This is a genomic window from Paraplanobispora takensis (assembly GCF_016863195.1).
GTDB lineage: Bacteria > Actinomycetota > Actinomycetes > Streptosporangiales > Streptosporangiaceae > Planobispora > Planobispora takensis.
Genome location: NZ_BOOK01000077.1, coordinates 1 through 19,999, shown reverse-complemented (window position 1 = coordinate 19,999; position 19,999 = coordinate 1). Strand labels below are relative to the sequence as shown.

The following is a 19,999-nucleotide window of genomic DNA, read 5'->3' as shown; positions in this document are numbered from 1 at the left end:
GATCAGCGCCCCCGGCCCAACTCGGGGCCCTCGTCGTAGCTCGGCGTCCGATACTGCTGTTCCCGCTCACGGTCGGCGCGCCCATGCTCACGTTCCTCCAGCGCACTCCGCTCCATGGCGGCTCGCTGCCGCTCGCGCTCGATGGACTGCGCATCCACCTGGCGGGAGCGCTCACTCCTCTGGTGCTCCTGCTCGGGCTCGCCGCGCTCGGCCTCGCGCGCCTCGGTGATCGCCCGTGCGGCGCGCGCCGTCTCCAGTGCCTCGGCCAGCGCCGGATCAGCCTCCCGCTCCACCGACCGCACGCCGAACAGCTCCAGCGCCTGCTGTCCGGGCATCTGCTTGCGCTCGACGTCTTGGCGCTGCCGTTCGCGTTCGATCTCTTGCTCGCGTTCGACGTCCTGGCGCTGCTGCTCGTCCTTCTCGGGCTCGGCCCATGCGGCGGCCCGCTCGGCGGCGCGTTCGATCTTCGGGCCCAGGTTCAGCGTCAGCTGCCCCTTCGCGACCGCCGGCGCCTTCGCCCGCTCGACCTCCTGGCGCTGCTGCTCGATGCGCTCGCGGGCCTCGGCCTGGTCGACGTGCAACGGCGGCAACAGGCGCTCGTCAATGTGCTCGCGCCGGCGAAGCTCGGCATCGGCGCGCATGGCCAATGAGCGGACCGCCTCGGTCGTCTTGTGCCAGAGTGTGCGGGCCTCGTGCACCTCGGTCAGGGACGTCACCCGCTGCTTGAGCCCGTGAGCGAGTGCTTCTTGCCCGCGGGCCCGGCCCTCCAGCGCGGCGGCGCTCTCCGGGTTGTGCGCCTGCAGGCTTCGGGCCTGTGCGCGCAGCCGGATCCCTTCGGCTTCGCGCTCGCGCGCCTGAACAGAGGTCTGCCGCAACTCCTCGCCGACGTGCGGCGGCGCCCAGCGGGCTTCGCGCTCGTAGCGGGCCCGCAGAACCCACAGCTCCCCATCGGTGGCGCCGCTGATCTCCCGGGAGGTGTCCGGCCGGCCCATCGCGTCGTGCGCCGCCCACCACGCGGCGCGGGCCTCGGGGTTGGCCCGTGACGGTGCCGGTCCGATCGCCTCGGTCGTGGTCTCATAGCCGTACTGCTCCCGATACGCCATGATCCGCCCAGCGCGCTCGGCCCACGCCCCGCGCTCGATCACGTCCTCAGGATGCGGCTCCCCGATCGCCTGCGTCAGCCAGGCCGGCGGGCGCTCCAGCGCATCCTGGCCCAGCTCGGCCTGTCGGACCTCCATCCGCGCGGCGGTCTCGCCAAGCAGCCGGTCGATCTCCGGGATGCCCACGCTCGGGGTCCGCTCGCGCCAGGTGCCGCGGATCTGCTCCTCGCTGACCTCCAGGCGGGTGACGTCGATGCCGCGTTCGGCGCCGGCCTGCGTGATCCGCCAGTGCAGGGTTTGTGCGACGCTGTCGGCCGTGTCCAGCTCCCGCTCCCGGATCGCGGCCTCAAAGATCGCTCCGGCGTCCTTGCCGGACATCTCCAGCGTGCGCAGCAGCCGGCCGAGCGTGTCCGTGGCCTCATCGTCGCGGAGCCGAGCGGCCTCGCTCGCCGACAGAGCACCAGACTGCTCGGCCTGGGTGATGTAGGCCTCGGCGGTGGTCGACCGGATCTGATCAATCCACATCGACCCGAGGTGACCAAGGTTGCGGGGCCGTTCCCCTTCCTCGATCATCGCCTCGATGGCGGTCTTGGATGCGTTCTCCCGCTCCAAGATCCCCGACAGCACGGTGAACCGGTCACCCTGTGCTCGGCCCTCAAGCGGCTCCCGCTCGGCGGCCGTCCGCTCCGCTTGGCTCCCGAGCAGCTCCTTGGCGCGCTCCTGGGCCTGCTCCGGTCCGGGCCGCAGATCGGCCTCTCGGGACCGGTCGACCACCACGTACGCGTAGTTGCCATCGGTGCCGCGGGTCAGCATGACATACAGCATTTCCCGGCTGCCGCTGTCGTCGACCAGGGAGTGACAGCGGTACACGTTACGGCCCTGAGCTGCATGAACGGTGCCCGCATAGGCCAGCTCAACATGATCCCGGACGTACTCCGGATCCAACGTGACGATGTTGCCGTATGTTCCGTCTGCGTTGACCAGGCGGGCCAGGATTCTCCCGTCCGGGGAGGCATGATCAACACGCATGACGTCGCGGTTGAGATAGGTGTACTCCCCGTTCTCATCGCGGACGTTTTCCCTGGTTACGATGAGGTCGCCGCGCCCGGCAGTGTTGCCGTCATGCAACCTCGTGCCCTCCGGGGAGACCTTCTTGAGCGCGACCAGTTCTTCCCGCACCCGACCGGCCAGCTCGGCGGCTTTGTCGTTGGTCGGGGCCAGCAGCAGTGAGGACTTCCCGTCCAGGTGATCAGCGAGGAAGCCCTGATAGGCGGCGGTTTCCATCTCCTCGCGGGTGCCATCCTGCAGCCGGCCGCGCTGGTCGTACTCGATCAGCGCATCGGCCAGGCCATCGCGCAGCTGGACCGATGCCTCGCGCTCCCACTCCGCGCGGAAGCGCACCACGGTGTGCAGTTCCTCGGCACCGCCGATGGTGACCAGGTGCCGCATCGCCCCGCCGGCCTCCGGCGCCGACAGCTGCGCAACGTCGCCGGCCCACACCACCTTGGCACCGTAGCGGTCGGCATAGCGCTGGATCAGCTCCAAATGTTCGGTGGTGACCATGCTCGCCTCGTCCACCACGATGAGCTGACCGGCAACCAGCCTGACCTGCCCGTTGTGCATCTGCGTCAGCCACAGCGCGATATTGCTCGCCTCGTCCAGACCTTCCCCGCGCAGCACCCCCGCGGCATTCTGCGCGGTCGTCAACCCCAGCACCGGCGTGCCGGTGCCCGCCCGCCACACCTCCGCCAGCGCGGCCACGGTCCGGCTCTTGCCCGTGCCGGCCGCCCCCAACAGCACGTCCGTACGACGGCTGGAAGTCGCGATGCCCAACACCGCGTTGGCCTGATCGGCAAACAGCCGCTTGATCCCTTCGGGCGCGGCCGTACGAGCATCGAGCGCGGCAAGCTCAGCTTGCTCGTGAGTCAAGCCGATCAGCTCGGCCACCCGCTCGGCGCTCAAGCGGGGCGCTCCGCCGGCGAGCGCGGAGGCCGTCAACGCCGCTTCGCGGTCGAGCTGATCCACAGTGACATACCGCTCGCACGCCTGGACCTGGTAGATGCTGCGCCCGTCCGCCCGGCGCAGGCTCTCGGGGAGGTGCACCACGTCCGGGGCGGTCAGCAGCCGCACCCCGGCCGGCCCGGCCGGGTTCAATGCCGCGTCGGTGAGCTCCTCCAGCACCGCCTCCACCCGCTCGGGGTGCAAGCCGCCCAGGTAGTCGGGCAGATGGCGGTCAATGAACCGGGTGATCTCAAACCGGGAGAACTCCGCCTTCTCCCGCTGGGCATCGGCAACCGCGGCCTGAATGACCTTCGCCAGCTCGGCGTCCCCGAGCGCTTGTGCTTGGGCGGCGGCGCGGCCCTGCCGCAGCCGGCCCAACACCTTGCCCGGGATCTGGCTGAGCTGCTGAATCTCTCGCGCTCGGGTCCGCTCCTCCCACGAGCGCAGTTGCTCGGCCGGGCTCGGCGCATCCGGGCTCTTGGTCTTGGCCCGTTTGGTGTCCTTGGTCGCGATCTGGCCCATGGTGAACAGCTGGCGGGCGGTCGGCGCCCGGCCGTACTTGGCCACATACGCCTCCACCTGCTGCTCGATGTGCTGGCTCACCGCCGCGCGGCGGGTGGAGAACTCCGCGATCAGCTCCGGGGAGACGCCCACGACTTCGCGGCCGTTGCCATCCGGCCGGCTGCGGAACTCCAGGCCCAACCGGCGGGCCAGATACTCCGTCATGACACGCTCGCCGTGCACGGCCGCGGCCGGCCGGGCCCGGTAGATCGCTTTGCCGTCCAGGGCCCGCCAGCGGCCGTCCGCGCACAGCTGCCGGTTCAAAATCGCCTGGTGCACATGCAGCTGGGGGTCGCCGTCGCGGTTGGTGTGCTGCTCAAAACGGGCCACCACCCACTGATTGGCCTCCACCCAGCGCCCGGTCGTGCGGCCGGCGGTGTCCTTGCCGTGGTAGCCGGCGCGGGCCTCCCCGGCGTGCTCTTGCAGGTAGCGCAGGCTCGCCTCGGCCCCGATCCGCACGCCCTCCCACGTCACGTCGGCGGCCTGCCGGTACTGGGCGGCCAATGCACTCTTACCGACGCGTTCGGCCTCGTTCGCGGCCGCCAGCAGTCCAGCGTGCACCGCCGTAATCGACTTCTGCGGGGAGAAGGTGGCGTCGTGATGGATGACCGCCTGGCGGGCGTCCTTCTTCGCCGTGATACGGATCTGCTCGCGCCGCTCGTCCGTCGCCTCCGGCTCGGCGGCCAGGCGCTTGGCGTAGATCGTCTCCCAGGACTGAAACACCGACTTGCGCCGGCCCAGCCGCGCCTTCTCCTCATCGGGCACCGAGTCATCGAGGAAGTCCGCATCACGCGGATCAAGGAAATGCTCATACAGCTTCTCCATCACCGGGCCGTCGACCACGCTGCCCGGCTCCAGCCCGAGTGCCTCGGCGCCGCGTCCCCACCACCGGCCCGGCGGCTCACCATGCTCGATGGTCGCTGACAGATAGTAGTTCTCACAGCCCTTGCCGACCTGGCGCGTCAGGTAGCGAGGGTCATAGCCCGGAGCGATGCTCAGCACGCCCGACCCTCCCTTCCGCCTGGCGTGCCGTCGCCCCCTCGGGGCGGCCGGCGGCACGTATGAGTGATCATCGAGCTACGCTCATCCTACCAAGATCATTAATAAATGCGTAGGTGTGATGCTTTTAGTTTGTGGGGTGTTATCGGTGGCTGCTGGATGAGTGGATGGGATGGATGAGTGGTGATCGGTTGATGGTCGGTGGGAGGTCTGGCTGAGGTGGGATCGATGGTGGTGTGCTGGTGCGGGGATCTTGGGTTCGGTGGGTGCGGGTCGCGGAGGTCGTGGCCGTCCTCGCGCGTGGCCACGCTGCGTCACCATGCGCGGGACGCGCCCATGATCATCGGGGTCGCCCGGTCGCGGTGATCGCCCAGCAGTGCGCCAACCGGGCATTGATCCTCGGCGCGCACGAGGACTGCCGTCCCTCGGCCTGGATTCGCTTCGAGGACGTCGGCACGATGGAGATGCCCACCACTGCGAACGCCACGGTGGCACTGGAGATCGAGGTGAACCCGGCGCCGCGGGGACTAGGCTGGCTGGCGCACCTGGCCGCGCGCACACCACGATTCCGGTCCTGCTGGTCTTCCCCATGCTGGGCATGGTGTGGGTGGAGCTCATCGCCCCCGGCGAGAGCATCGATGACGACCTGTCGTTCTACCGGGACCATCTCGGGCTGAGCAGCCAGGGCCAGGCCGATCCGCTGCCCGACTCACGCGCCTGGATCGACCACGAGGGAAAGCTGATCACCACCGTCAGGAGCCGTGAGTTCGCCACCCTGGTCCCGCTGGCGCTCCGGCTCGCCTCACTCATTCGTGCGGTGGGGCGGATTCGGCCGGCCGTGGTCAGCGGGGTGACCATCGGCGCCGATTCCGCGTTCCGCCTGGGTGATCTACAAGATGCCGCCCATGACGGCCGGTTAGTCAGCGGCGTCGTCCCGTTCAAGGACCGGCGCGCCGACAACGCCGTGTGATCATCACGGGTCGCCGAAGAGCTTGACCTCCAGGCGTCCCCGGCGCTGCTGCTGGCTGCTCTGGTGTCCATCGGTCCAGATCCACACGGTCAGCATCTCCGGCGCTTGCGGGGCCTGGTGCTCGACCTGCACCCGGTCGACGTCGCGTCGCTGGGACTGCTCAGCGGCCCACGCGACGATCTCCGGCCAGCTCACCGCGTCGACCCACTCCGAGGCGCGCCAGGTTCCGCCCTGGCCCTGCACCGTGGCGACGTAGGTTTCCCGGGCCGGAGGCGGCGGCCGCATCGTACGGCTCAGCCGCCGGTCACTCAAGCCGAACATGATCCAGGCCCATCCGGGCCACCCCGACATCGGCATGATCACTCCTCCTCGGTCGTCGAGCGGCTCCGCTTCGCACCCGAGCGGAGCCGGGCAAGCTCCGCTCGGACCTCGATCAGCTCGCGCTCCAGAGTGCTCCGCGCGGCGTCTGCGGCCTCGGCTCGATGTTCCTGGGCGCGGGCGGCCTCGGCCAGAGCCGCGGCCGTACGGCGGGCGGCCTCGGCCTGCTCGGCGTGAGCACGCTCGATCGCAGCGCGGGCCTGCTCGGCGTCGGTGCGGATCTGCTCGACCTGGCCGGCGGCGCGCTCGCGCTCGGCAGCGATCTCCCCGCGGGCTTCCTCGACCAGGGCACGCGCTCGCTCGGTCTCGACCCGGGCAGCCTGGCTCGCCTCCCGAGCCTGGGCCAGGGCCTCGTCTCGCTGGGCCTGCGCCTGGCGGACCTGCTCAGCGGCCTCCGCCCGGGTCCGCTCGATCTGCTCGGCAGCCTGCTCGCCGGCCTGCGCCACTGTCGCATCGCGCTCGTTCTCGGCCTGGCGGACCTGCTCGGCGGCCTGCTCGCGGGCTTGGTCGACATCGGCGCGCATCTGCTCGCGTTCGGCGTCGAGCTGCTCGGCGGCCTGCCCGGCGCGCTCCTCCGCGTCCTGGGCCCGGCGCAGCGCGTCTTCTGCGGCGGCGTCGGCCTGCTCCCGTTCGGCGCGCTCGCGCTCGGCGGCGACCACGGCGCGGCGGGCATTCTGCTCGGCGTGGGCACGCTCGCGCTCGGCGGTGGCCACCTGCTCGGCGGCCGTCGCGTGAGCGGCGCTCACCTCCGCGGCGGCGGCGTCCGGGTCGCCAGCGATGCGTAGCTCGGCCAGCACCCGCGTCAGGTCCTCCGACAGGCGCGTGGCGACGATCTCGACGCGCTCGACCAGCTCGCCGGCGCGGGCCTGGCTGAGGGTCACCGGCCGCCCGAGGTCCTCCGGCATCGCGCCCTCCGCCTCACCCGCTGCGGCCTTCTTGAGCCGCTGGCGCTCGCGGTAGGCGGTCAGGGGCGTGTGGTCGGGATCGACGCAGTACAGCGGCGGCCGGCCCGGCTTGTCGCCCGGCGCTGGGGCTGGCGCTGCCGAACATCCCGGGAACCGGCATGCCACGTTCTCGTCCTGCTCCTGGTCCGTGATCTCCGTCATGCCCCCACCCTAATTTATTATTTTCATCGTCGATATGAAAATAATGAAATGGAATTGTGGTCGGCCTCAATGCGGTCATGCGGTGGCCGCCAGCCGTTGCGCCCGCAGCTCGGCGCGGGCCGCCCGGTGGTCGGCGCGGCCGCGGCCATCACGTGGGTAGCGCTCCCTATTCGCCCACCGGGACGCGCCGACCAGCAGGAGACGCTCCTGACCCGGCGGCGGTGGCTGGCGTTTACCTGTCGTCGTCATCCACTCCAGCTCTGCCCGCCACCAGGCATAGGTCTCACGCTCGATCGCATAGGCGCGGTGGCGGCGCTCGGTGGTGCCGGCCACGCCGATGCGAGCCGCAACGGTGTCCAGCCGGGTTCGGGTGCGTCGCCACGCTCCGGGTTCGGGCCGCTCGCTGGTTCGGGCCAGGCGGTGGGAGCGCAGGATTTCCAGGTGGCGGCGGGTGGTCCGTAGGCTGTAGCCGGTTGCCTGCGCCATATCCTGTACTTTGTAAAGACCGGTATCGAGGAGCGCAGCGGTCCCGGCCACGTGGCTCCCTAGTCCGGCCTGACCCCGGGCCCGGTACGGGTGCGCAAACACGTCGTGGCTGACCAGCGTGCGCCGCGTCGACAGCTCGGAGCAGTGCCGGGCGCGGGCCTCCCGGAGTCGTTGGACCGCTCGCACCTGGGGTGGGTTCCCTTGTGTCCCACCCTGTGCAACGGACCTGGGAACCTCGTTCGTCACAGGTGATACCGCGGCGTCGTCGACGCTTCGGGCACGCACCCGGTAGCGGTGGGCGCGCTGTCCCTCCCCCCTGGCGGCCAACTCCAGCCACTCGTCCAGGATCAGGCGCTCCAGCGCGCGGGCGGCCGTGCTGCGGCCCATCCCGGTGGCCAGGGCCAGACGGCGACAATCCAACTCGATCTCCTGGCGGGCCGTCTGCAGGGCGAGCTCCAGCACATACTCCAAAGCCCGGCGATCCGCCGGGCCGGCCGGGGTGCTCCACCGGCCCGGCTCGGCGGCAATCGCCGCGCGCACGCCGGTCACCAGCGGCACCACGGCGGCCAGGCGCACATCCCACTCATCGGCCGGCGCGTTCTGCTGCTCGGCGTCGTCGTCCTGGCCGCCCGTGGGCGCGGCCGGCGGGCGCAGGGTGGCGGCGTAGGCCACGGCGCGTTCCCACTGGCGGCTGATCAGGGCGGCGCGCTCGCCGGGCCCGCGGTGCCGGCTGCGAGCTCCGCCCTGGCGGCGCAGATGAACCAGGCCCGGCGCCTGAAGGTGGTCCTCCAGCAGGCGGGCGACCTCCGGCGCGCTCCAGCGGGCCAGCGCAAGCTGGACCAGGATGCGGGCCAGGTGGGCGTGTCCGGCCCCGGGCTCAGGGGTTGTGGCCAGCAGCTCGGCCACGTCGACCGGGTGCCGGCGCCCGGCCAGGCGCGGCCCGTTCGGAGTGGTCTCGATCGTGCGGACCGCTTCGGCCTCGATCTGGTCGGGCGCGGACGTCATAACATCCAGCAGGACGGCCAGGCGCTCGATCGCCTCGGCGGGGTTGCGCTCGGCCAGGACGGCCGCGGTGGCCTCCGGCGTGATCGGTACCCACTGATCGACCGGTATCGAGATGCCGCCGTGGCGGTGCGGGGCGCCGGGCGGGCGCACGCAGCCGGTCCGGGCGTTGGTCAGTGGGCTGATGTCCAGGGTGGGCAGGCGGCGGGCGGCGGCGCGGGCCAGGGCGCGCACCACCGCGGCGGCCATCGGCTCGGTCGGCACCCACAGGTGCAGGCCGTGCGCGGGGCCGGACACGCACACCAGATATCGGATGTCGGCGGCCTCCAGCACGCTCATCAGCTCATCAGCGTCGCGCTCGACATCGCCGCGGCCGCGGTCCAGGTCGAACACGATGAACTCGAACTCGCGGCGGGCGTTGGTCAGATACCAGGCGAACGGGCCCGCCGGCGGATCCTCGCCGAGCTTCGCCGTGGCGGTATAGGTGTGCGCCCACGCGTCTCCGGCCTCGGTGCGCACGTCAAGACGCGCCCGGCCACGCGGGGCCAAAGCGCGCAAGGCCGCGTAGAACGCGGCGGATTGTTCTCCGGCGTCAGCCTTGCCGCCAGTCTGTGGCGACACACCCGAATCAGGACATGCTGGGCTAGCCGGACGGTCATCGGTTATCGTTGACTCATTCCGGTCACACCTGAGCCGGGCATGCGACAGCGCCCGCTCTCAGGTCGGTGATTGCGACAACAAAGGCCCGGTCAGCCAGACCGGGACGTCATAAGTCGGTATCCGCTACGCGCCTCCTTCCTTCTTCCTCATGTCGTAGGAGCGCTTGCAGTGGTGCGACCCCGTTGGCGCGGGGTTGTGCAGCGAGATCCCATCGGTTGCCGCCGAAGTGGATCTCTCAAAGACGTAGGCTTCGCCCCGGCTTGCAGCCGGGGCCTACGCATTTATGCACTCAGTTGGTCCGCCGACTGGTCATCGGCTTCCCGGGGCGAGAGAAGTGGCTCAAGCTTGATGAGCTCTTCCAACAAGCGGGACAAGGACAACCCCTGCCGCTGAGCGGCAGCGTCGTATTCCTCCTTGAGCCACTTGGGCATCCTGGTGGCGAACGGCACCTGGCCGCCCGTCCCGTAGGTTCGCCGTTCTCGTCCTGCTACTGATGGCATGCAGGGATCTTTGCGCATCCTGGCTGAGCATGCATTCCGAACACGCGGCGTGTCGCCGAAAACTTGGACGGTGTATCGGGCGCGTAGCGCGGCCCTGGATGCGCACGAGGGCGCGGCCGTACGGCGCGCGCCCTTGCTGATCTTGTTATCAGTCCTGGTGGGATGCCGATGGATGCGGCGTCCCGTCCCCTGGCTCATTACATGACCTGCCGTCCAACTCCCCGTTAACGTGTTGGTAAAAGGATGCCATGTTTGGGGCAGAAGTGGCGGAATTGACGCTCGATGGAGGAGACCATTTTTGGTCTGGTCGGCGGCGGGTTAGGGGCGGCCGCTCTGGCTGATAGGGCACGTCCGTCCTGACCTGCGTCTTTATGCTTCCTCGGCCTCCTGCGGTTCTTCGACGGGGTTGGGCACCTCAAACGGCTCGCCGCGCAATCCACAGTCGGTGGTGCTGGTGCCATCCCGTCCGCCTGGGCCGTCTCGATCATCCGGGCGCCGGGGGTGCCGGGCGGGGTCCCCTTGGGGTGCCTGGCGGCCGCGGGGGCGGGGTGATAGGCCCAGAGCCGGCGGGCGGGGTGGCGTCCAGAACTGCAGGCCGCCCTCGGGTCCTGCTCGGGTGATCGTGCGTGCCATCCCGGAGCCTGGCGGGGCCCAGGGGCGCCGAGCGCCCTGGCCGCCGGAGGCCTCGGCCGTCAGGCCGATCGCTGTTCCGGCCAGACGGCCGGCAGCGTGGTGTTCGGCTCGCGCGGCTCCCAAGCGTCGGCGCCAAGCCGGGCGTCCAGGCGCAGCGCCACATCGGGCGGGACGTGGGCGCGATGCGTCCAGCGGGCGCCGCACAGGCAGACGACGGCGCTGGCGCCGATGTCCTCATCGACGATCGGCACGGCGCCGTCGTGACCACAGTCGCTACTGTGCATATCAGCCATAACACCGACCGTATAGGGAGGCGCGGTGCACGCGGTGGTGGAAGTGCTGGCGACGCCACCGGCGGGCCTGGACACGCAAGGGCTGGCCGATTGGCTGCGCGGGTTCTTCGCGCCGCTGTTCCTGGTGACGGTCTCGGTGGTGGCGTTGTTCTTTCTGTTCGCCCGGGAGATCACGCGGTTCGTGCAGTTCCTCGCCATCGCCATCGGGGTAGGGCTGGTCTTCTATTTTCCCGGTCTGATCGAGGTCCTGGCGCGGGGCGTCGCCGGCGCGCTCGGCGTTCCCGGGTAGGCGCGCGGGATGCTGGCCAGCGGATTTCGTCGGGGGCCCGCTCTACGGTTGAAGGCAGTTCCTCGTGCTCGTCTCCGCTTCTCTTGTTCGGAGGTGCTCGATGGCTCTTCCTCGTTCCCGTACGGCCGGCGCCGGTGCGTCGGCGCATGCCCAGTACCGGGCCAGACTCGCCGAGGGCCGGCGGCGCCGGCTGATCGTGCGGGCCCTGTTGGCCGCGGCCGCCGCGGTGGTGGTCGGCTCCCTGCTGGGCTGGGTGGCCGCTCTGGTCGCCGCGGTGCTGGTGGCCATCATCGATGCCCTCTACCGGTGGCGGCACCATGAGGCGGTGCGCACCTGGCGCCAGGGCGCCAAGGGTGAGCGCAAGACCGCGCGGATGCTGCGGCCGCTGCGCCGGCGGGGGTATGCGGTCCTGCATGATCGCGCACTCCCCGGCTCTTCAGCGAATGTGGATCACCTGGTGATCGGCCCGAACGGCGTGTTCGTCGTCGACAGCAAGAACTGGAACCGCAACAAGCGGATCACCACCCGCGGCCGATACGTGCACATCGGGAGCACCTGGGGGGATGCGGCCGTCAAGGGGGCCGTCTATGAGGCGCGGCGCGTCGCCGAGGGTCTGGGCGCAGCGCTCGGCCAGCCGGTGGAGGTGACGCCGGTGCTGGCGATCCACGGGCCCACCCTGCCGTTGCTGCGGGTGATGAAGGTCGAGGGTGTTGCGCTGCTGCGGGCCTCGCAGGTACGGCATTGGATCACCCGGGGCAGCGCTCGACTGGGTGAGCAGGAGGTGGCCCGGCTGGCTGCGGCGGCCGAGCGCCTGTTCCCGCCGTATACCGGCTGACCCCTCCCCCTGGCGGCCGGCGATCCGGACGCGCTGCGGGTGTGCCGTCCGCCATGCGCGGCGGGAGGCGGCGCGCCCGGTGGGCGGAGGGTGCATCCGCTCCGCGGGGGTCTGGGGGCGGCGCAGCCCCCAGGGGCACCAGACCTCAGCCCGGCTCGGCGTCGGGATCGATCTCCAGGCCGATGTGCCCGATCGCTGCGTGTGTCCGGCGGGCCTGGTCGCCGGCGCTGCGAGCACACCGGGACCGCAGAATCACCGGTGGTGATCACCTGATCGCCCGCGGGGGTCTACGCTGGGGGGCGCGCCCTGCTTTTCCTCATCGATGGTCGGATGGCCGATCATGAGTACTCGCTTGCTGATCACCGAGGTGCCGCGTGCGGAGTTCGCTTGCACCATCGTGGTGCTCAGCGGCGAGCTGGATGCCACCACCAGCCCGCGCCTGGACAAGGTGCTGGCCGAGGCGCTGGCGGCCGGCCGGATGCGGCTCATCATCGATGCCCGCGCGCTGGCGTTTTGTGATTCCTCGGGCCTGCGGACGCTGCTGATCGGGCTGCGTCACGCTTTTGCCGCCGGCGGCTGGCTGGGCCTGGTGGGCGTGCACGGGGTGCTGGAGCGCATCATGCGCATCACCCATCTGTATGAGGCCTTCCCGGTGCATGCCGATCTGGCGGCCGCACTCGAGCAGGCCGCCCGCGCGCAGGCCCGCACCCGCACCTGAGCGCGGGGCGCCGCATCCACTCGGGTGCCGTTGGCGGCAGGCGGGGCCTGCAGCCGGGCAATCGCCTGCAGCACGGCCGGTAAATAGTTGGAGCCACTCTAGAGTTTTACCCACAGTGAGTAGTCGACTACTGATACAACATGCTCAGTCGTGCGGTGCGGTGTTCTGGAGGGGGGTCGCAGCGCACGGGCCGGTACCCGCCAGGAGAAGCGGCCATCACCTCCTCTGGCGGGTGCCGGCAGCCAGCACAAAGCGCGCCGGGTGCGGGCCGGCGCCCTCACCGGCCCGCAGCAGCCTGGCCCGCATGGCCGGCGCCAGTGATGAGCACCTCACCGGTGGCCGGCTCCCCGGTGGCGGCATAGCCGGCGTCGGTCATGAGGGCCAGCAGCGCCAGCTGCACCGCGGCCGCCACCTGCCGGTGAGCGGTGCGGTTGCCGACGATCACCTCGGCCGCGGTGCTCCAGGAGATCACCACACCCCGGCCGGGATCGCTGCGGATGCTCAGGGGCGCCTTCGACGTCGGGGGCGGATGCGAGGGTGAATCCGGCCTGGCGCAGCACGGCGAGCACCTGATCCAAAAGCACGGCATCGGCAGGGGCGGACATGGCGGCGGGCTGCTCCTTGGTGCGCGGGGTGAGCAGCAGCCTGTCACACCGGGCGCCGGCGCCGAGCCGAGGGTCAGCGCAGGAACGACCGACAATTTTCGATCGTTTATCGCCGCCTGCGGCTCGCCGCGCCCCGGCCGGCGCACGCCGTGCAGATACCCTGACCGCATGCTGCAGCCCTGGCCTGCGCAGTCTTCTCCCCACGCGGCGCCGGGCCAGCATGTCACGAGCGAGGGGAAAGCCCATCATGGCTGCCATTCCATGGCCTGGTGATGAGATCGAGCGCCTGGCCGAACTGCACGCCCTGGGCGCACTGGAGGTCGTGCCGCATGCGGATTTTTCGGCCATCGCCGAGCTGGCCGCCCACCTGTGCCAGGCGCCGATTGCGCTGGTCAACCTGATCGACGCCGAGCGCCAGCACTTCAAAGGCCATTTCGGCACCGCCGAGGTCGGCATGGACCGGCAGGTGGCCTTTTGCCCCTATGTCATCTGCGGCCGGGAGGTGCTGGAGATCCGCGACGCCCTGGAGGATGAGCGCTTCCGCGAGAACGCGGTGGTGGCCGGCGAGCCGTATGTGCGCTTTTACGCCGGCGCACCGGTGCTCAGTGCCGCCGGTCATGGGCTGGGCACGGTGTGCGTGATGGACCACAAGCCGCGCCGGCTGTCGAGCGTCCAGCGCCGGGCGCTGGCCACGCTGGCCACCGCCGCGGCCGCCCTGTTGCAGGCCCGCCACCACGCCGAAGCGCTGCAGCGGCTGCGCACGGTGACGATGCGGGAGGTGGGCCTGCTGCAGCGCCTGACCGGTGATCTGCGCGCCCCGCTGGCCGCGCTGCACGCCTGCTTGAAGGTCAGCGATGATGACGGCGGCCTGGATGCGGCTGCCGAGCACTGCATGGCCCAGGCCTTGCTCCGCCACCGCACGCCCTTGATTGAGCTGGTGGAGGAATTGCTGCTGCTGGCCGGGATGAACAGCCACCTGGCTGCGGTGATGCGCGAAGGGCGGCCGGCCCGCGCTAGCAGCCGGCCGCGGTGAAGCTGTCGTCCCTGCGGGTCTCTGGCGGCCGGTGCCGGTCGGCACGGCGCGGCCGGGGCAGCGCATGCGGTGCGTCGGCTATGGGCCGGGCCCGCCGGATCCTATGACGCAGGCTCACCTTCACCGGCGGCGCCCCGTTGGTGGGGCAGGCCGTCCCCAGATGCCGGCGTGGGCGGCGTCAGCAGGGCCGTCAGGCGCAGCAACGCCACCGCCTGGACGGCGGCCATGATGAGGCCGGTCATGCCGCCCCAGACCATCGAGGCGGCCAGGGCGCTGCTTGCCAGCGCGGCCAGGCCAAGCGCGCCGGTGCCCGAACCGGCTGCGCTGAGTCGATCAGCACGCTTTCCGGAAACGGGGGATGTCAGATGGCTCACCGATACAGGATCAGTCATCACATAAAGTGCTTGATTCACTGCATTGCGTGCTTTCCAGGACTTTACGCCCTCATTGCCCGGCCGCCGGCGATCCCTACCGGATGCGGGCAACGGCGATGGCCCGCCCCCTGCGACGTCACCGGACACGACGTCAAGGAAGCGGGCCATCACGGGTGAATGGACAGTATGCAGTTATGCCTCTCCCCCTGCTCATCGGCGATGCGGCCGGGCAGATGAGGAGTTTTGCGGTGCCTGGCGCACATCCGTCCGCCCTGTCTGTGGTGAAGGGCGCCGGTCCGTGTCACGGTGAGGGCAAGCAAGGAGGTGTCCGGGCGATGATCGATGACTTTCCGGCCTACGCCGCGGAGATCCAAAACCAGCACGAGCGGGCCCAGGAGCGGGCCCAGCGGGCCGGCCGGCGCGCCGCCCAGCTCAAGCAGTGGAGTGTGGAACTGGCCGGGCGGCGGAGTGCGATCGCCTCGGCTGCGGCCGAGATCCGGGCGCGCGATGCCTTCGCGCGAACCGAGGAGGCGATCCAGGCGGCCGATCAGGCGAAGATCGAGGCGCGGGCCGGATACCGGCGGGCCGCCTGGGCGGTGCGCCGGGCCGCCCGGATGCATGAGTGGGCCGCCGAGCTGGGGGTGGGGGATGTGCAGCAGCATCGCCGCCGGGCGGCGCAGCTGTATGCCGAAGCCGCCGAGGACGAGCGGCACGGCTGAGGCGCCGCCGCGGCAAAGGGGCGACCGGGACCGGCTGGTCAGGCGGTGCTCCATCCGCAAAAAGGGCGCCTGATCGATGACCGCCTGCCGCATGAGGGCCGGTGTCGGCGTCGGCCAGCACGCCGGCGCAGCAGCGGCAGGCCTGCCCACCAGACGGCACCGCTAGAGGGCACCTTCCCGGCCTGCAGACCCGGTCCCGATTTCACCTACCGTGGCGGGATGAATACTGATAGAACCGAATGTGCGATGGTGCCTCCTCATGGAGGGAGAGCGCACCGGCCGGCCGGGCCTGCAAGGGGCGCAGGGTCAGCAACGGCGAGGGATCGCCGACTCCTTGCAGGGATCGGCTGCGCACTCCAGCACGGGCCGCAAGGGGGCCGGCCGTCGCACGGGGCAGCGGCCCCGGCACCGGGATGAGCGCTGTACTGGGGGCGGGCCCGCCGCAGGGGGTATGGGTGAGGGCCGAAAAGAACGGCACTGCTGCGGCGGGCCGGCCAATGGTGCGCGATGCCTTCCCCCGGATCACCGCGCCCCCCATCATGCAACTGCATGTATCTGTTTGGCTACTCTCGGTTAAATACCGGTGGCCGGGACGCCAGATCTTCCTCCTTCTCGGGCCGTGCCTCGATAACCGGCTGCGCATGAGGGGTAGAGCAGCGGCCAGGGTGCAGGGGCGACGCGCACAGGTGATCGCCTCCACCTCCGGGGCCCGCGGGCGCCGCCTCCCATCTGCGGGCGGCACCTGTGTGCGATGCTCGCGGGCCCTTGCCAGCCCCCTACGGGGAAGGCGTCAGTGCGGGCTGGGGCGATGGCGCCCGCCCAGAGCAGCAGCGTGCCGGGCCGGGCGCGGCGCCCGGCCGCTGCCAGTGGCCGGGGCCGCGGGGGTGACGAAGTCGGTGCGCAGGTGACTGGCGGCCAGGATGCGGCGCAGGCCGTCGATGTGCAGGGCGATGCCGGCCTGTTCGGCGCGGGTGAGCGCGCTCAGGACGGCGCGTAGCCCGGCGCCGTCGCAGCTGCTCAATGCGCAAAGATCCAGCACCAGGCGGCGCGGGCCCAGCACGTCGGCGGCCTGCGCCGCATCCAGGCAGTGTGTCAGCGCGGGGGCGCTGGTGGCATCGAGCACGCCGTGCACGCCCACGGTGAGCGTCTCATCAGTGGTCTGGATGGTGATGATCTCCTCCGGGGAGGGCGGCGGGTCGGCAGGGGTGGCAGGCATGGCGGTCCTAGGGACGCGGGTTCAGGGCGGGTGGAATTCTCTGCTGCCACCAGGGGCCGCCGGCTAACCCGAGCGCCGTTCACTGCGCGGCGCACCTGACTGCCCTCGCCCAGGTCGCAGCAGATGTTTTTTCAAGGCTGTCGCAGCGGCGCGGCGAAGGGTGGAATATCGGCAAAAGGCAGAGCCGTCGCGGTATCCGGGCCGGTACCGCGCCGGGGTGCACCGAGGATCAGGCACGGCCTCAGGAGTGATCATGAGTGGCGATCAGGGATCACACGCCAACAACGACGGCAGGGCTGAGCAGGCGGCGCAGCGGCGCGAGCGGCTGGCCGGCCAGCGGGATCGGGCGGCCCTGGCACGCGACCAAGTCTCCAAGCAGCGCGATCAGGCAGCCGAGCAGCGCTGGGCGGCCGCGCAGGAGCAGGCCGCGGCCGCGGAGACCGACCGGCGCATCCATGATCTGTTATGGGCGGCCGAGCAGCGCGACCGGGCCGCGGCACAGCGCCAGGAGCATCTGTCCGCTCTCGGTGAGGAGGTCGCCTGTGAGCTGGCGGTGCTGGCCGGTGAGCGCGAGCAGGCCGCCACCGAGCGGGCCGTGCTGCGCGAGCTGCTGGCCCAGCTGCGCGCTCAGCATCTGGCCGAGCACGCCGATCGCGAGCACCACCACCAGCAGGCGGCCTCCGACCGCCAAGCCAGTGCCGCCGCAGAGCGGCGCACCCGCCAGCGCCCGAGCCGCGAGCAGGAGGCCCGGCAGTACGGCGAGCGGTGAGGGCGCCGGCCCGCCCGCAAATCCCGGCAAAACGGGCGCGCAGTCAACCCACGGGAAGCGGGGGTGCGTTTTTCATAAGTTGCCTGGTTACCGCGGGGCGGTGAGTGCGGTGTAGGCCGTGCTGCGGGAGATCTTCAAGATGCGGGCCGCCTCGGTGACACTGACGCCCTCATCGACCAGACGGCGCAATGCGGCCAGCTCGGCCGGGCCGACCACCCGGGGCCGGCCGATGTGCTTCTTTCCGGGCAGCATCTGCCCGGACGCTTGGCGCCGCTTGGCCGCGGCGATCCCCTCGGCCTGGCGTTCGGCGCGCAGCTCCAACTCGTACTCGGCGGCCGCGGCCAAGACCGCGAACATGAACCGGCCCTCCTTGGTGGCCAGATCGAAGTTCTCCGTCAGGGAGACCACCGTGATGCCCCGCTCACGGAGCTCGGTGACGGTGGTCAGCACATGGCCGGCCGAGCGGCCCCACCGGTCGGATTTCCAGAACTTCACCGTGTCGCCGGCCTGAGGCAGCGACAGCAGCGCCTCCCACTGCGGTCGCGCCACCCCGCGCTTGCCCGACTGCTTTTCCATCACCAGCCGGTCGTAGCCGCTGGCGGTCAGGGCATCCAGCTGAAGCTGCGGGTTTTGATCGCGCGTGGAGACGCGTGCGTAGGCCCAGACGGTCATCACAATCCCTTTTCGGTGGCGTCCGTAAACGTCCAGTTTCCCGGACGACACGAGGATGCATGATGCGTTATCTGGCGATCGCATTGTGTGATCTTGCCGGGTGATCGATGATGCCGGTATGCGTGGGCGTACACCGGTATGGGCCGGAGCGGCGTGGCTGCGGTGGATCTTGCAGGTGCTGTCGGTGATCTTGGGCGTGGGTGTCGCGGTGGCCTGCAATCAGATCCTCACCGAGGACGGCTGGAGCTGGGGCTGGACCGGCATCGCGGTGGCGGTGGCCGCGGTCAGTGCCCTGGTCGCCTACCGGCTGACCCGGCCACCCGCCGCCGAGCCCACCCCCACCCCTGACCCCGCTCCCCCGGCGCCGAGCGGCCAGGTCGTCGAGGACAGCACCAGCGCCGGCAGCATCGATCAACTGCATGGCATCACCGGCAGCGTACGGCTGCGTGAGGTGGCCCCCGCATCGTCTTTCGTCCCCCCTGCCGGGGCACCTGATCAGGCGCCGCAGCAAGCACCCTCCACACCAGACACGGCGGCCGCGGCCGGGAAAGCCCCCACCGAGGGTGGCCAACAGCGGGTGAGCGGGTCCCAGGCGGGCGGGTCCATCACCCAGATCGATGGTGTCGGCGGCGATGTGACCATCGAGCGCTCATGACCGCCTTGCCTCACCCCGGTGCGGCCGGGCCGGTGTGGCAGGCGGTGAGCCACTCCACCGTAGGGCGCGATCTGATCCAGATCGCCCACGTGGCCGGCAATGTCACCATCACCACGACCGATCCGGCCCACCCCGCCAAGGACGAGCAGATCGTCGAAGGCGACATCCCCGCCCCGCCGCCAGGCTTTCAGCTGCGCGAGGAACTGCTACAGAAGGTACACGCCCAGGTCGGCCCGGCGGGAGCCGCGGTGATCTCCGCGGTGACCGGCACCCCGGGAGTGGGCAAGACCCTGCTGGCCGCCTGCTACGCCTGGGCCTGCCAGGCCGCCGGCTGGCCGGTGGTGGCCTGGATCACCGCCGAGACCCCCGACCAGATCACCACCGGGCTGGCCGGCCTGGCCCACCGGCTGGGACTACGCGCCGCCGACGATGACGCCGCCACCGCCGCCGGCAAGGCCACAGCCTGGCTGTCAGCCCGCTCCACGGCCGGGCAGGTGGGACTGGTGGTCTTCGACAACGCGATCTCGGTCCAGGAGATCAGCGCCTGGTGTCCGGCCACCGGAGCCCTCCGCGTACTGATCACCTCTCGCAACCGGGCCTTTCACCAGCGCTATGCCCCCATCGAGGTGGATGCCTTCACCCCAGAGCAGGCGAGCAGGTTCTTTGCCGAGCGCACCGGCCTCGATGACCCCGCCGCCGCCCAGACGCTGGCCCGCGAGCTGGGCTATCTGCCGCTGGCCCTGGCCCAAGCGGCCGCCCTCATCGCCCGCCGACGCCTGACCTATCCCGCCTACCAGCGGCTACTGGCCGACTTTCCGCTGGCTGAGTATCTGCCCGCCGGCCGCCACGATGCCTATCCCACCGGCACCGCCCAAGCCATCCTGCTCTCGGTGGACCAAGCCGAACGCACCCTGCCCGATGCCGCTGGGCTGCTGCGCGCGCTGGCGGTCCTATCACCCGCCGGCATCCCGGTGCCCGTGCTGACCGGCGGCATCGACCCCGCCGACCCGCACACCCCAGTGGCCGATCTGACCGCGGCCGCCGCGGTACAGGAGAGCCTGGCGGCTTTGGCCGATACCTCACTGATCAGCTTCACCGAGGACGGCACCACGGTGGTGATGCACCGCCTGACCCAGCGGGTGGTGCGGGAACGCTGCGCTCACGACGGTGACCTGACCGCCGCACTCGACCAGGCGATCACGTTACTGGAGACCTTCAACAACCGCATCCCCACTGGCGCGCAGACCTGGGCCGCCCGCACGGCCGTGGAAATCCTCCTAGAACAGACCGATGTCGTACACGCCCACACCGCCGGTGCCATCCCCCAGCGCCTGCTTACTCTCCGGGTGTGGTGCGGTCAATACCTGACGGACTTGGCAGATCTCACCCGCGCCATCCCTCTCCTCACCGACACCCTGGCCGACC

General features: G+C 70.7%; 18 protein-coding genes. 9 read left to right on the top strand and 9 right to left on the bottom strand.

The window, feature by feature from the left end:
- Positions 1-2: 2 nt before the first annotated feature.
- Positions 3-4,664, bottom strand: coding sequence for a MobF family relaxase (mobF, locus tag Pta02_RS38335; RefSeq protein ID WP_203879945.1), 4,662 nt, complete (start codon positions 4,662-4,664; stop codon positions 3-5).
- A 604-nt stretch (positions 4,665-5,268) separates the two neighbouring features.
- On the opposite strand from mobF, the gene Pta02_RS38330 reads away from it, so the two are divergent.
- Positions 5,269-5,631 carry a hypothetical protein gene (locus Pta02_RS38330; protein ID WP_203879944.1) on the top strand — a complete coding sequence of 121 codons (363 nt, stop codon included), beginning with the start codon at positions 5,269-5,271 and terminating at the stop codon, positions 5,629-5,631.
- 3 nt (positions 5,632-5,634) lie between these two features.
- Here Pta02_RS38330 and Pta02_RS38325 read toward each other — a convergent pair whose 3' ends face one another.
- From Pta02_RS38325 to Pta02_RS38310, 4 genes are all read right to left on the bottom strand, one after another.
- Positions 5,635-5,988 carry a hypothetical protein gene (locus Pta02_RS38325; RefSeq protein WP_203879943.1) on the bottom strand — a complete coding sequence of 118 codons (354 nt, stop codon included), beginning with the start codon at positions 5,986-5,988 and terminating at the stop codon, positions 5,635-5,637.
- 2 nt (positions 5,989-5,990) lie between these two features.
- Entirely contained in the window at positions 5,991-7,115 is a 1,125-nt protein-coding gene (locus tag Pta02_RS38320) for a coiled-coil domain-containing protein (RefSeq protein ID WP_203879942.1), read from the bottom strand.
- A gap of 75 nt (positions 7,116-7,190) precedes the next feature.
- Positions 7,191-9,122, bottom strand: a complete 1,932-nt coding sequence (locus tag Pta02_RS38315) for a hypothetical protein (protein WP_203879941.1) — start codon at positions 9,120-9,122, stop codon at positions 7,191-7,193.
- Positions 9,123-10,455: 1,333 nt separating this feature from the next.
- On the bottom strand, positions 10,456-10,680 hold the full coding sequence (locus Pta02_RS38310; RefSeq protein WP_203879940.1) for a hypothetical protein: 225 nt from the start codon (positions 10,678-10,680) through the stop codon (positions 10,456-10,458).
- 34 nt (positions 10,681-10,714) lie between these two features.
- Between Pta02_RS38310 and Pta02_RS38305 the strand changes: the two genes are divergently transcribed.
- The 3 genes from Pta02_RS38305 (at position 10,715) to Pta02_RS38295 (ending at position 12,531) form a co-directional block, all read left to right on the top strand.
- Positions 10,715-10,978: a hypothetical protein gene (locus Pta02_RS38305; protein ID WP_203879939.1), complete on the top strand. Its 264-nt coding sequence runs from the start codon at positions 10,715-10,717 to the stop codon at positions 10,976-10,978.
- A 100-nt stretch (positions 10,979-11,078) separates the two neighbouring features.
- Positions 11,079-11,813, top strand: coding sequence for a nuclease-related domain-containing protein (locus Pta02_RS38300; protein WP_203879938.1), 735 nt, complete (start codon positions 11,079-11,081; stop codon positions 11,811-11,813).
- 352 nt (positions 11,814-12,165) lie between these two features.
- Complete coding sequence (locus Pta02_RS38295; RefSeq protein WP_203879937.1) at positions 12,166-12,531, top strand: STAS domain-containing protein; 366 nt, start codon at positions 12,166-12,168, stop codon at positions 12,529-12,531.
- Between the two features lie 277 nt (positions 12,532-12,808).
- Here Pta02_RS38295 and Pta02_RS38290 read toward each other — a convergent pair whose 3' ends face one another.
- Positions 12,809-13,003 (bottom strand): hypothetical protein, encoded by a 195-nt coding sequence (locus Pta02_RS38290; protein ID WP_203879936.1) that lies wholly within the window; start codon positions 13,001-13,003, stop codon positions 12,809-12,811.
- Positions 13,004-13,383: 380 nt separating this feature from the next.
- Here Pta02_RS38290 and Pta02_RS38285 point away from each other — a divergent pair, with 380 nt between their 5' ends.
- Positions 13,384-14,169, top strand: a complete 786-nt coding sequence (locus tag Pta02_RS38285; protein ID WP_203879935.1) for a GAF domain-containing protein — start codon at positions 13,384-13,386, stop codon at positions 14,167-14,169.
- Between the two features lie 101 nt (positions 14,170-14,270).
- On the opposite strand, the gene Pta02_RS38280 is transcribed toward Pta02_RS38285, so the two are convergent.
- Entirely contained in the window at positions 14,271-14,543 is a 273-nt protein-coding gene (locus tag Pta02_RS38280; protein ID WP_203879934.1) for a hypothetical protein, read from the bottom strand.
- 335 nt (positions 14,544-14,878) lie between these two features.
- Here Pta02_RS38280 and Pta02_RS38275 point away from each other — a divergent pair, with 335 nt between their 5' ends.
- On the top strand, positions 14,879-15,262 hold the full coding sequence (locus tag Pta02_RS38275) for a hypothetical protein (RefSeq protein WP_203879933.1): 384 nt from the start codon (positions 14,879-14,881) through the stop codon (positions 15,260-15,262).
- 790 nt (positions 15,263-16,052) lie between these two features.
- Here Pta02_RS38275 and Pta02_RS38270 read toward each other — a convergent pair.
- Positions 16,053-16,478, bottom strand: a complete 426-nt coding sequence (locus Pta02_RS38270; RefSeq protein ID WP_203879932.1) for an STAS domain-containing protein — start codon at positions 16,476-16,478, stop codon at positions 16,053-16,055.
- A gap of 253 nt (positions 16,479-16,731) precedes the next feature.
- Here Pta02_RS38270 and Pta02_RS38265 point away from each other — a divergent pair, with 253 nt between their 5' ends.
- A complete protein-coding gene (locus Pta02_RS38265) occupies positions 16,732-17,247 on the top strand; it encodes a hypothetical protein (protein ID WP_203879931.1) in 516 nt (171 codons plus the stop codon).
- An 87-nt stretch (positions 17,248-17,334) separates the two neighbouring features.
- Here Pta02_RS38265 and Pta02_RS38260 read toward each other — a convergent pair whose 3' ends face one another.
- On the bottom strand, positions 17,335-17,919 hold the full coding sequence (locus tag Pta02_RS38260; RefSeq protein WP_203879930.1) for a recombinase family protein: 585 nt from the start codon (positions 17,917-17,919) through the stop codon (positions 17,335-17,337).
- Between the two features lie 100 nt (positions 17,920-18,019).
- Here Pta02_RS38260 and Pta02_RS38255 point away from each other — a divergent pair, with 100 nt between their 5' ends.
- Complete coding sequence (locus Pta02_RS38255; protein ID WP_203879929.1) at positions 18,020-18,574, top strand: hypothetical protein; 555 nt, start codon at positions 18,020-18,022, stop codon at positions 18,572-18,574.
- Positions 18,571-19,999, top strand: a 1,429-nt coding sequence (locus tag Pta02_RS38250; RefSeq protein ID WP_203879928.1) for a DUF7779 domain-containing protein, incomplete at its 3' end; no start/stop codon positions are given. The genes Pta02_RS38255 and Pta02_RS38250, both read left to right, overlap by 4 nt.